This is a genomic window from Vibrio kasasachensis, from assembly GCF_050337565.1.
GTDB lineage: Bacteria > Pseudomonadota > Gammaproteobacteria > Enterobacterales > Vibrionaceae > Vibrio > Vibrio kasasachensis.
Genome location: NZ_JAKJTB010000003.1, coordinates 1 through 13,628, shown reverse-complemented (window position 1 = coordinate 13,628; position 13,628 = coordinate 1). Strand labels below are relative to the sequence as shown.

At 44.2% G+C, this 13,628-nt stretch carries 6 protein-coding genes; 1 reads left to right on the top strand and 5 read right to left on the bottom strand.

Annotated features, from left to right (window positions below):
- Together L4C38_RS00185 and L4C38_RS00180 are read right to left on the bottom strand one after the other, a co-directional pair.
- Window positions 1–1,633, bottom strand: a 1,633-nt coding sequence (locus L4C38_RS00185; RefSeq protein WP_428795531.1) for a filamentous hemagglutinin N-terminal domain-containing protein, incomplete at its 3' end; no start/stop codon positions are given.
- 17 nt (window positions 1,634–1,650) lie between these two features.
- Window positions 1,651–3,261: a ShlB/FhaC/HecB family hemolysin secretion/activation protein gene (locus L4C38_RS00180; RefSeq protein ID WP_428795530.1), complete on the bottom strand. Its 1,611-nt coding sequence runs from the start codon at window positions 3,259–3,261 to the stop codon at window positions 1,651–1,653.
- A 574-nt stretch (window positions 3,262–3,835) separates the two neighbouring features.
- Between L4C38_RS00180 and L4C38_RS00175 the strand changes: the two genes are divergently transcribed.
- A complete protein-coding gene (locus L4C38_RS00175) occupies window positions 3,836–4,435 on the top strand; it encodes a DUF4823 domain-containing protein (protein WP_428795529.1) in 600 nt (199 codons plus the stop codon).
- Window positions 4,436–4,625: 190 nt separating this feature from the next.
- Here L4C38_RS00175 and L4C38_RS00170 read toward each other — a convergent pair whose 3' ends face one another.
- The 3 genes from L4C38_RS00170 to L4C38_RS00160 form a co-directional block, all read right to left on the bottom strand.
- Window positions 4,626–5,465: an REP-associated tyrosine transposase gene (locus tag L4C38_RS00170; RefSeq protein ID WP_428795528.1), complete on the bottom strand. Its 840-nt coding sequence runs from the start codon at window positions 5,463–5,465 to the stop codon at window positions 4,626–4,628.
- Between the two features lie 91 nt (window positions 5,466–5,556).
- Complete coding sequence (locus L4C38_RS00165; protein ID WP_428795527.1) at window positions 5,557–6,003, bottom strand: immunity protein YezG family protein; 447 nt, start codon at window positions 6,001–6,003, stop codon at window positions 5,557–5,559.
- A 385-nt stretch (window positions 6,004–6,388) separates the two neighbouring features.
- A complete protein-coding gene (locus tag L4C38_RS00160) occupies window positions 6,389–12,763 on the bottom strand; it encodes a hemagglutinin repeat-containing protein (RefSeq protein ID WP_428795532.1) in 6,375 nt (2,124 codons plus the stop codon).
- Window positions 12,764–13,628: the final 865 nt, after the last annotated feature.

Below are 13,628 nucleotides of genomic sequence, written 5' to 3'. Positions count from 1 at the left end.
TGTTGAGCGCAACCGTTGAGCCACCGGCCATCACGCCACTATTTTCAATTCTGTTTAAGTCTGCGTTAAGCGTATTTATCGCGCTAATGTTACCCGTGCTCGCAACAATAACTTCACCGCCAGTGAAGGTAACTGTGTCACCGGCCATCTGCCCGGCATGCACCAGTTGAGCAACATTTGATTTCAACGCTCCATGGCTGATCAACTGCCCAGATTGCGACGTTTCTATTCGCCCCTCTGAGTTCAACGCCAACACACTGTTGGCAATAACATCACTATCAATATGCGCGTTTGTGGAAACATTGATATTTATTGTGTCTGCTTGCAATGCGCCATCACCGTGCAATGACGTGGTATCGCCTTCAATCGCGAGTGTCTCTTCCGCACTCACATTACCTTGGTTATTGAGAGTCACCAAGTTAGCGAAGCGGACGTTTTCGCCCTCTATTTGGCTGTTGGCATCAAGCTCAACTTGGGCAACGTTTAACTCGGTAGTTCCTGTTTTTTGCACCGCATGTAATGGGTCAACACTGGTGGCGCTCGGCTCGACTGGTTGCGCTTCCCCCTCACTGCCACTGGCAAGTTGACTGGTGACCATACTGAGCTGCTGAGCAGTCAACTTGACTTGTTTACCTGCCAATACTTGCGTGTTGGTGAGTGTAATCTCCGGTGCTGATAATAAGATATTGTTTTTTGACACTTGAGAATCGGCAAGGGCAATTTGTTGATTACTGGCAACGTCAATATCACCCGTGGCGCTTGCCTTGCCTAACACAATCTTTCCATCCGCGGTGATTTGCAAATTCCCTTGAGAAGCAGACAAATTGCCCACATTCACGCCGACCCCTTTCTCGGTCGCCACCAATTTAATTCTACCNGCGTACATTCCCCCCAAAGAGGCGGTATCAATGGCGACGGTGGGTTTCTCTATAGATTGTGCATCGGTTGGCTGAACGGCTATCGCTTGGTTATCGGCATAATTGACTCGGTTTATCCCGGTGATCACGTCCAGTTGTTGTGCGTTTATTTCGGCGTTTATTTCGGCGGTGCGGCTAATGATGTCAAAGTAAGTTTGACGCGAGGCATCTAAACCCAACCCTTCGATGTTGATCTTYCCTTGCTGAACATCAAAACCGACAAATTCTTCATTGTCAAAATGAGGCGCCCCCGTCGCAAGCGTCACYCGCGGTGTGTTTATAAACCCACAGCCATCACACGTTATGCCATAAGGGTTCGAAATGATCACATTGGCTTGCTGACCAAARACTTCCGTGTACCCCTCTAACTGGCTTCTGTTTGCACTGGTCACTTCATTAAGAATGACATCAGCCGCCTTCCCTTGCAGGTTTAGGTTTGCCTCCAACACACCCGCAAGCTCAGAGACACCAAATTGGTCAATGGAGTTATTTAGAACCAGCCCGCTCTTATCGACATTAAACAATTCGTACTTGTTGTGTGATAAACCTTGAGAATTGGGCTTGGCAATGTTCACCACCTCTGTACCGTTGGGCGCTGAGGTCACCACGGTATTCGTGCCATCAACAACGACATTGGCCAGTACCGGTTGGGTATTAAACACCGCCAATACAAAATAGACAGAGTAACGGGCGAAAGGTGAAATGGGTTTCGTCATGGGGGTGTCCTTGCCAGTTAAAATGCAAAATTAATGTTGTAATAAAGCGAGTATTTATCAGGGTTGATTCGACTTGGGTGTTGAAGYGGTACCCCGACACTCAAAATGGTCGAAATCTTTTTGTTGTAGGTTTTTATCGTCGCAGCAGAGCCGAGCATTGAGCCTCTTTCATACAGATCATGCTCATCTTTATCCATGCTGCCGGTATCCAACGCCAGTTCCAGCACCACATTGTCAAACAGGTCGACCTTACCAAGCGGATAATTGATCTCGTTGCGCCAGTAATAACCNCGATCACCCGAAATAGAACCGTTGTTAAAGCCCCGCACGGAATATTGCCCGCCAATACTTAAACGCTGACTGCCATACAAGGTGTCRTCACTCCATTGACCAAACATCGTGGTTCTATAGGTGAGTTTTGAAAATAACTGGGTACTGTAGCTCAACGTCAATGAAGCTTTTTCAAATTGCGCTTGCGGTTGATTGAAGCCATGNTGGTTGGTTTCTTCCCCACCAAACCAATCTGTACCCATAGAGTACTGCGGATAAACCGTGAAAAAACCAGCGCCAATACGGGTGCTGTAGTCTACGCCCAACATGACATGTGATAAGTTGCGACTGCTGTTTTCTAGTAGCGCCCCCATCAATAGGTTTTTATCTCGRCGATGAGTGGCGCTTATGTTCAGCTTCACCTTACTCACACTATCGCGGTGAAAAAGATAACGAACCGATAAGTCATGGGTATTGGTCTGCCCTGTCGATGCAATAGGGAARGYATTATGGATAAANGTRGTGAGATAACTGGAGTAACCAGAGCGATAGCTGATGTTCCAGTCACCTTTGGGTAAGTCAAAACCAAAGTTAAGGCTCTCTGAATCATAGTCATCGGCATAATCGGCACTTTTCGACGCAGAAAGCGTCCAGCGCTCAAACAAATCCATCAAGTTACCCACTTCAACATACGCGGTTAACTGATTCTCNCCGGTATTTTCAGAGCCGCCATTGTGATAACCCGCATTCCCCGATATCCAATTCCCRTTAGGGCTTCTAATATCGACAATGCTGTACCCTTCTTTTTCATCGGGCAGTATTTGCACTTGAGCGTTGTAACGTTGAAGCCGGTTGATCTGATCTAACCCTTGYTCAATCTGCCTGAGGTTTAATAACTCNCCCTCTTGAAACGGATAGATATTTTTAAATCCYGGCTTGCTCGTTTGATTAAATACGCCTTGAGAGACTTTCCCTTCAATAATGATGAGTTCGAGTGTTCCACCACTGAGATCTTGCGGCGCGAGAAAGGCACGGCTRGTRACATAACCGAGTTCAACATAGCTGTTAGTGATTAGCCGCAGGTAATTATTGAGGGTAGAAATCCCTAAACATGCYGGCTGAAACTGCGTAATGCGAACCAGTTCATCATGTGAGAGAAGTGTGTTGCCAATAAACTGGATCTGCTCAATCTGAAAGCACTGCTCGTCAACGATTTTTTCTGTTGGCGTAAACTGTGGAGTGTCACTCAAATTTTTAAGAGCGCGCTCACTTTCTTCCAACGCTTGTAATCGCTCTTGTTGCGCTTGTTCAATTTCATTTTTTGCGTTGGGCGAAATAGGCGCAGCATTGGTGGGCATTGAGAATACGAAAACCAACAACAACCAGATCGAGTAGCTTACATAGTGCATAAATACAATAATTAATTATGTAATTATTGCGAACGTGTCAAATTCAAGACTTACGTGCAACAACAGTACTATGCTTTGCGACTCACAACTGAGTTATATGTAACTTACAGAATTGGTTGTATTTCATAAAATTGGGTGGTTTTAGGTAGAGAACAAGTCACCATCAGCGGCTTAAATTTTCCATATTATTTTTTTGTCTAAACATGATTATTGTATTTTCTGGAAACAACTAAGATTTCAACAATCATAAACCTAACAATAAAATTTGTTAGATAGACAGTATTTAATATCAAGCAATCATTACAGTAATAATAACGGCAGGGTAACCCATAAGCGTATTACGGACTTAACAAAATAAAAGAAAACTTACATAACTATCATAAATATCAATGTAAAAGTCGCACTACGTCGCACATTTTTATAATAAATTAATACTTAAATAATACCACCTACTAATCACTTGATCTAATTATCAATTAACTTCTATCATTCAACGAACAAACAATTATACGCAAGGTTCAAAGTGATAAATATTAATATAAAATCCATTCTCGTGGCACTAACTGCACTCTCTATTAGCGCATGTTCATCAACGGCTTACCATGTTAACGCAATAAATGGTCAAACTTTAAAAGGAGAAAATAAAATTTCTTTAAACGACTCTAACTTCTACTTAGTTAATGGTGGGGATGGTAGAATGATGAGTTTCACCTCTTTGGGAGAGTCAGATGAAAAAGCAGAAGGTAGTGGTATATCTGCATTAAATATAGCGAGTGATAGCCTTTCTAAGTTTACTCAACTCATTGTTGTAGAAAACAACGAATTAACTGAAGATAAAGCTTTAGATGTTGCCAAGACCAATAATAATGACTATTTGATATACTCACGAGTAGAGCAATGGTCAGATCCTCTGGGTATTAATTGCGGTACACATTATTACGATGAAGCGTCTGTATTGTTATCTATATATTCAGTTAAGGATAGAAAATTAATAAACACATCTCGCCTCGCAGCTAAAAGCTGCCCAACCAAATTAAATGGTTTTCCTTTATCACCTGGCTCACCAGAGAACTTGTATTCTGACTTATTTTCTAAATGGGTAAATGAAAACTTCAATATATAACCATATTCACAATAACCAACAACAAGTCTACAATAACAAAAATCTCAGTAACGACCTAATTTGGGCTGTATTTCCAGCCCAAATTTAGTAGGTTATTTGACGATTTTATCTTTAGCGACTAACACTAGACCCACCTTTTAAATCCTCTGTTTCAGGTTTACCTTAAAAAGATAATGGCAAGAGAATGAGGTCAGGTCTTGCTTTTTGCTATAATTCGACTTACTCGTGAATAATGCAGCCCAAAATAATCACCGATCACCTTTTGGCTGTAACCACCACTATTATAAGCAGCAATGATTGCCTTATCTCGGCTTACTTCACTTTGTTGATAATCTTTTAAAGCAAGAGGCGCTCGTCTTCGTTGGCTAGCTGGGACTTCATTAATGTCACCAGATTCAAGCATCAGATCAGGCTGATGAAATAACACAAAATCATCACTACCTAAGTACACTTGCTGCTTAAGTTTATCCCACAGTGCCTTACCTATTCCTGCCAGTACAAACTCTCGATATTTTGCCCTTGCCTTAGAACGTTGACGAGCGAACTGAAGTAACGTTTGATCAACTGACAGCCATTTGGGTGGGCACTCTATGCCAAGGGTAAAAAGCCAACTACTCCATGGATATTCATCGGGCGAATCAACCATATGTGCGCGAACGGGGTTCAATACAATGTAACGCCCCACCTCAAGTAAGTATGCCTCTTTATCAACCAATATCGCTTTATAACGCCCTTGGTATAAATGCCCAACTCTCTGGTGTTTGCGATTAAACTTCTGCGTATACACGCCGTTAAGCTGCCGCATGCCCTTACTTAAATTACCGTCAGGCGTTTCAAGCAGCAGGTGGTAATGATTGGTCATCAAGCAATAACTATGTACTACCCAATTAAAACGTTGGCAAGTTTGCCCAAGCACTTCCAGAAACAGGTCAAAATCCGCTTCTTCCAAATAAATAGGCTGCCTCGCGTTTCCCCGAGAGGTGACATGGTACAAAGCCCCTGCATATTCCACTCGTAATGGTCTACTCATTCTCTTCCCTGAATAAAAATAACCTAAGTTAAACCTAGACTATTTTTAGGAAAAGGCAAAAGGCAAGACCTGACCCCTTTGCTTTTTCTAATTAAGACCGAGCTTGGCATTCTTTCCATACATCTTCAGGAACTGAATATGTTTCAGCTTCTTCTTTAGTTAATGAGCTAACACCCCTCATGTACAGACCACTCCAGCTATCTTCTTCTTCAACATACGCAAACTTAATATGAAACTGTCCCTCATCAGTTAATGTTACTTTGCAATGCGTCCAGCGTTCTTGGTCAAAAATACTATGCTGCTGTAGTTCTTTTAACTGAGCTGAAATTAACTGAAGAACACTAGTTGGATGTTGTTCAAAATCATACCTCGATAGATTTCCATCATGATCCAACCAGTTATACTTATAATCTCTAGATGCACGATATACTTGACAATAAAAGTACGCCTCCAGAGCATTTTCAGGAAAAACCGACCAAATAAGACTCCCTATTTCCTGATAAATTCGTTGTGGGTCTTGTACTTCAATCTCACTCACTGTGTTACATCCTCACGTTTTTAATCACACGTTCTTTTTCTAATCTACTTTAGGGCGTGTGTCCCTTTAATTTTTATTCTGCAATCTTTTATAGCTATTCACGAGCTTTATCGACAAATATGAACCAATTACGAGGTTAGCCATAATTGACAGTAAAATATGCACAAATGCTAACAAAACTAAAACTATCGTTGCTATGTAGTACTCTTTAATCAATTTTTTGTCATTGCTGAAAATATATTTTACATACTCATCCCTAATAAAAATGGCAATCATAAACAATGAAAATAAAGCTAAAAACCACAGTTTTTCACTAATCCCTAGCATGAGAAAGATTATACTAAACGTATATATAGAACCTAATTTATACATACCAAACGTACTTCTATTTTTCCTCATCTTGTGTATCTTCCTTTTGAGTATCTGCTAACTTATCTAAAACAAAGCCATTGGCATAGTTACCAACACTCAGTACCCATTCTGCTTTTTTAGGTAATGGTAAAGCAGATATACTGTTTGATGTCGACTCACCTATAACCCCCATTATAGGCTTGACTCCCGCGGCTTTATCAGACAAATCACCTGTAACATAGTCTACGAGTTCAACTGTAATTTCTCCAACTCCTGCAACTACTGCACAGGTTCCTGCCATTAGCACTGTACATGCTCCTGCAGCAGTGGTGGTAGCATTAGCTGGTAAATTATCAACGAAGTCCTGATCTTCCTGCCTCTTGCTACCATCTGGGTCTTTTAGTACAACATTTATGCTTTCTCGTTCCTTACCATAAGCGCTATCTTCAAATGGTAATATTCCGTCATCAAACGAGTCATAAGATTCTTGAGCTAAAGCAATTTCAGTTTTGCACGCGCTACTAGACATATCCTGACATGCACCTTTGAGAGCTTTGTCTCTTGTATGATCAAGTATTTTCAATTCATTAACTCTATTGCAAGCAGCCGATCCTGCTCCAGCTTTACTGCATGCTGAAACCATTTCTATTTGCTCTTTCATTTCTGAACGATTTAAGTGGTATTCAATTTCATCTGTTCCAGCTAATCTTTTTTCATCTGCATTAAACTGGTTACTATTGTCTACAACAGCTTTTGAGTCATTCCCTATATACGAGTTGGTACTGCCTTTATTAACTTTGCCTAGACCGCTATTTTCCAAAGCAAACTCATAGTTACCCTCGGCATAGTCCCCAACTAGCTCTGCGTAGTTTTCACTTTGCTTACCTTTATCACCAATGACACCTTGTTTCTCTAACCCATGAGTAACCTCATGAGCCAGAACATTCATATAGTCTTGGGCATTTTTCATTGCTGCATCATTGAGAACAATGTTACTACCCTTGTCGCCCATGTAGTGAGCACCACCTATCGACTTATTGACCGCGATAACCAAGGCACTCTCAATGGAGATACCAAAGACTTCTGAATATGCATTGGCATAGTCATTAATGGCATCTTGCTTCTGTTTAGCTGTAGCGCTTTCAAGGTTATTGATATTAACGGCTGCATCACCTTTGTTCTGAGCAATTAACAGCTGTACATCAAGCTCCTTCTGAACCACATCCATATGCTCAAAGGTATCAGCTAAAGTTACTGAATCTTCTGTTGCCACATCCGCTAATGACTTACCAGCCAGTTCCGTCCGCTTGAAATCCTCCTTGATACCCTTCCTACCCTCTTCGGTCAGCAGACGGTGATCAACAGTTACATCAATATCCCCCTGCTTACGGTCAACAGTGAACAAGTCCTTTTCAGTATGCTCGGTGTCGCGGTTCAGCCTGTCGGTATCGTGGCTGTTATCACGGTCAGCAATCATGACTGTTCCTTGCCCTATCGTCGCAAGGGTTTTGTTTTTGCTGTAACCCGATTCATTTTTATATTGCACACTGGTGCTGTTGTTTGTGGCATCCAACTCACCGTCATTCACACCGACACTGCTATTGAGACCAATATTTTTACTCTGGCTGTAGCTAGTGTTGCTAAGATCTGCATAAGTCAGGGTTTTAGTCTCTAGCTCTAATTGCCCCAAATCTTTGCCTTGTTCATCAACGGTGGCAACCAGCGCACCTTTTACATCGGTATTGTTGGCAACTTTTATGGTTGCAGTATTGCCAGACGTGACAGTACTCAGCAAAGTCTGTTTGGTATTGGTTCTGCCATTAGAGGCATTCACGCCACCATTAGCCCCTGTTACATCGTTGCTCTCACCGTCAGATAAACTTAACCCCGAACTAATCCCCATGCCTTTGTTATTCGACTTATGCCTGTCTTGAACAGAGGCAATGTTTAGATCACCACCCACTTTGATGTCGAGATGCTTTTGCGCTTCAACATTGGCGCCTTTGATGTTGGTATCTTGGTTCGACGCAATCGACACCGTCTCACCCGCGAGTTGGCTGTTGGTGTGCGTGATAGACGAACTGCTATTTTCATTGCGATTTAAACTCGCACTGAGGTTGATGCCAGATGAGGAACCATGAACGGTCATCGAAGCATTCACAGAGCCTGATTTTGTTTCCGATTGGCTGTTATGGGTATCTTGCGAAGCGGTGATATTGACTTCATTCGCCGCAACTTGAAGCGATTCCTTCGCAATCACTTGTGAGCCTTGAATATTAGCCTTATCTCCGTTTTTTGCCCCCGCGATCAATGAGATGTTTTGCCCTGAAAGCGCCGAACCAACAGCGTGAGTTTGTTGTGAATTCGATTTAGTTTTACTCGCTTCAAGATCAAGGTGAATGCCAGCATTAAATCCGTAGGTTGAGCTACTTTGCGCTGAAGCTGCGGTTTGCTGCACTAAAGAGGTGGTCTTAGAGACGACATCTTCTGCCGCCAGCGCAATGCCTGCCACATACCAAGCCTCATCGCTTTCAACGTCTCCAATTAAGTCTTGCAGTTCTTCAACATCTTCAAAGCTAACACCCGGCGTTTTACTGGCATACTCCTGCTCAAGGGTGCTCAGCGTTGATTGCAGATCATCAAGCCCCTTTTTATATTGCTTGTAGTCTTTTTCCGCTTGTTTAAGTTTCTCGGTCGATTCTTTTAACGCAATCGCCGCTTTGGCGGTTTCCACCGCCTGATGCTGAACCACTAAGCTCACTTCGGCTTTGCCGTGCAGCTCATCTTTTTGGCTTGTTTGTGTGTCCTTGGCTTCTTTAATGGTGATGCTGTCTTTCGCCGCTAGGCTTATATCGCCCGAGTTGGAGTTATCCGCATCTGCAAATAAGTTGGAGCCTTCGACAACGATGTCGGATTCCGCGTTAATCGCAATGTCTTCACCCGCTTGAAGCTGGCTGCTTTGGTTAGTGGTGGTATCTGTTTGCTCATCGACTTTGTCGTAAGTGGCTTCGCCAATGCTGTATTTGAATTGACCGTTTTCAAACGTGCCGCCTTTTAGAACGTCCATGTTGAGCTTCACTTCAATTTTTTCTTCACTTGAAAATTGATGCTTAGACTCTTTGGCGGCGACGATTTCTACATTGCCGGTATCAGCTTGAGCGTTGATGCTCTCTTGCGCATTGAGCTGCGAGCCAATCACTTTCACTGAGCCACCACTGGCGTTAATGTCACCACCCGATTGAATGATACTGGCTTTGGCGGTTTTCGCTTCGACACCACTGCGTTTTTTCTCCATTTCAAACAGGCTGCCACCTGATAAGAAGCTGGTTTTTTCGCTCCACTGTTGCGCTTGTTTTAGCTCTTCACCAGCGCTGACCAACAGTTGGTCAAGTGCCTCTAAATCAACATTACCCCCTGCGACGACGTTGCTGGCAATCACGCCAATATCATTACCTGCGGCAATGTTGACGTTGGCACCAGTGATAACATTGGCGCTGTTGAGTAAGGTCGCATCATCAATGCTGCCTTTGCGTTTACCACTTAGCCCACCCAGACCCTTTTTAATTGATTCTTCTCGGTGGTATTGTTTATAAGATTGTGCCGCGAGTACCACGTCGCCATCCGCAGAGAGGTTGACGTTTTCAGTGGCATTTAGGTTTGCACCAACCAGTTGTATATCGCTCTCTCCCCCCGGCAGTTGCACTCCTTCAATTTTGTGGGCAGAGATATTGATGTTCTCACCAGAAAGCGCRCTGCCTTTTACGGTTTCGTTRTARCTTTCACGAATGGTGGTTTTTGAGCGACCAAAGGATTTTTTAACGGTTTTCTTGAAGTAGCTATAGTCACTGTCATTCACYGCGAGGATGTTAACGTCATCTTTGGCGCTGATGTTAAGCTCGCCATCTGCGNCAACGGATGAGCCTATAACATCCACCCCACCTTGAGAGGCGATGGTGATATTATCACCCGATAGTTCACTGCCTTGATGGCGTTTTTTATGCTGTTTTTGTGTGGTTCGACCGTAGCGCTCACCTCTGTATTGCTCGTTCAAGGCGGCATCTAGCGTAACGTTATCTGCCGAGATTAATACGTCGTCATTGGCGGCTATTGACGATCCAACAACCTTTACATCGCCCCGTGAAGCAATCGTAATGTTATCACCCGAGAGTGCGCTGCCTTGGTGGCGCTTTAAGTGCTGTTTTTTTGTGGTGCGACGGTTGTTCTCTGCRCTGTATTGCTCGTCTAATCCAGTCTCTAGCGTAACGCTCTCTGCCGAGATTAATACGTCATCATTGACTGCAATTTGAGTGGCTTTTGAACGGAAGTCCCCACCCGCTTGAATACTCAGAGCGCCTCCACTGCTCACTTCACCCGTTTTATGTGTTACGGATTTGTCATGGCGAGTGCCACGAGTGCCATAACCCTGCACTTCTTCGTGAATGGCTTTGGAGTCAAATACAATGCTTTCCCCTGCRGTCAGNGCGGTGYCTCCACCCGCCTTYATCAGCGCTGAGTCATTAACGATGTCGCCTTGCGCCGCGATGCTGAGCNTACCGTTAGACGTGATCGACGCATCTTGYCCTATGTGGGTTGTGATTACTTTTTGGTGCACACGCCCGCGCTGATCAAACAACACCTCTTTATCCACCAAGGTGCGGTTAATGACTGAGCCAGTATTGCTGGCTATGGCAACGTTATCACCCGCAATGGAACCGCCGATGTTTTCAATGTCGTTTTCNGCGTCAAGGGTGAGATCTTGYTTAGCCAACAGCTNACCATTRAGRTTGGCAATGNCTTGTTTACTGCCAACTCGTAAATCRCCATCGGCTTNTAYGCTGGCGTTTTCGTTAGTCAATGATCCGGCATCAATATCGATGTTATTGGCGGCAATCAGTGCGCCGTTACCCACGTTGTCTTTCGTCGCTTGGGCGAGATAAAGCTTAGGCGCCAACACTTTTTGCCCTTCCACTTCGGTCTCTTCCCACCAAACGATGTCTGAAGTTAAACTCGCCACCTGATCTCGGCTCAGTGCAACGCCCAGTTGAAGTTCCAAATCTTTGCTTTGTGAAGCAGCATTGTCGATAAGCTGCTGCATTTGCCCTAAATCACTRCCAACCTTGCTATTCAGGTAACGYTGCCCTGTTTGCTCAAAAATGGCTTGRGTGATCACCCGCGTATCATAAAACGCATCGCCCAAGAATTTAACTTCTTGCTCTGGGTCATAGCCGGTTTGGCTCATGAAGTAATCTGAGCCAAGGAACTTATTAATATTAGCGAGGTGTGGGTTGGTCTCTATTAGATATTTGCTCTCCGGACCGTCGGTGACGACAAATAAACCATTGCTCACTTTCGGTACGGTATAAGTAGGGAAAGGCACATCGTTAATCTTGGGTATGACAATCTCTTCATCATTAACGGAAGGTACGCTTTGCTCGAGCGTCTCTTTTACCGTGTTGTCTGAGATGTACTGAGAGGTGTTACCAGCCACAACCGAGTTGTTCACCTCATCGGTGGCATTGATGGTTATATCACCAGCCGCTTGTATGGTGGATGAGTAGGCTTCGCCGAGTGTGGTGGTTGAGTATGTTCTTTTCAACCTTGCTCTTGTTGTTGTATACCCCGTAGAGCTCTTTGAACCATTGGAATACTCATATTCACCATATCGTTTGACTGTTTTATTGTCATAAGCTTGGTTATTCATTGATTGGGTATTTACGGTTAAATCCCCATTTGCCGATATTAGCGCGGCTTGGTTGTCCAACCTGTTGGATGTTAACCGCATATCACCGTTCGCGCGTAAAGCGCCAGCGCTTCCTGTCACTTCCGTCTTCACCGAGTCCGTATTGTAATGTCTTTGCCGTTTACCGCCCGAGTAACTGTAGCTACAGACTGTTTCTCTTGCTTTCCCCCCTTGTCTTCCGTTACTGCCGCCTCCTGATGGTTTCCCGCAGTTTTTTTTACCTGCGTATACCCTAATATTAATGCTACTAGGTGCACTGGTGTGGTTTTCGCTACTTGAGTGGCTATCAATCGACAAGCGTGAATTTTTAATCTTATCCGCGGCTATGGTTACGTCTTTTTTCGCTTCTATGGTGCCCGATAAGTTTTCGACGGAACTGGCAAATTCACCCTTGTCATTTTTGGCAATGGTAATCGAACCGTCAGCCAACACATCCCCTTCTCGGTTAGAGAAAGTATTAGCTACATAAAAATTCGCGTCCGCTTGGGTATAAATTACCCCTAGGTTTTCAATGCGATCACTGGCATTTACTTGCAAGTTCTCCAACGCGATGATTGCGCCGGAGTTGCTTAGGCTGGTGAGGGTTAAGCCTAATTTCTCTAATGCTTGCAGCGTGCCTTGGTTATCCAACGTAACGGTGTTGAGCGCAACCGTTGAGCCACCGGCCATCACGCCACTATTTTCAATTCTGTTTAAGTCTGCGTTAAGCGTATTTATCGCGCTAATGTTACCCGTGCTCGCAACAATAACTTCACCGCCAGTGAGGGTAACTGTGTCACCGGCCATCTGCCCGGCATGCACCAGTTGAGCAACATTTGATTTCACCGCGCCATGGCTGATCAACTGCCCGGATTGCGACGTTTCTATTCGCCCCTCTGAGTTCAACGCCAACACACTGTTGGCAATAACATCACTATCAATATGCGCGTTTGTTGAAACATTGATATTTATTGTGTCTGCTTGCAATGCGCCATCACCGTGCAATGAGGTGGTATCGCCTTCAATCGCGAGTGTCTCTTCCGCACTCACATTACCTTGGTTATTGAGTGTCACCAAGTTAGCGAAGCGGACGTTTTTGCCCTCTATTTGGCTGTTGGCATCAAGCTCAACTTGGGCAACGTTTAACTCGGTAACGCCTGTTTTTTGCACCGCATGTAATGGGTCAACACTGGTGGAGCTTTGCTCGACTGGTTGCGCTTCCCCCTCGCTGCCACTGGCTAGTTGACTGGTGATCATACTGAGGTGCTGAGCAGTCAACTTGGCTTGTTTACCTGCCAATACTTGCGTGTTGGTGAGTGCAATCTCCGGTGCTGATAATAAGATATTGTTTTTTGACACTTGAGAATCGGCAAGGGCAATTTGTTGATTACTGGCAACGTCAATATCACCCGTGGCGCTTGCCTTGCCTAACACAATCTTTCCATCCGCGGTGATTTGCAAATTCCCTTGAGAAGCAGACAAATTGCCCACATTCACGCCGACCCCTTTCTCGGTCGCCACCAATTTAATTCTACCAGCGTACATTCCCCCCAAA

Coding starts and splice junctions, on each gene's coding strand:
- L4C38_RS00170 (WP_428795528.1), bottom strand. CDS start 5,465: ATGAGTAGACCATTACGAGTGGAATATGCAGGGGCTTTGTACCATGTC.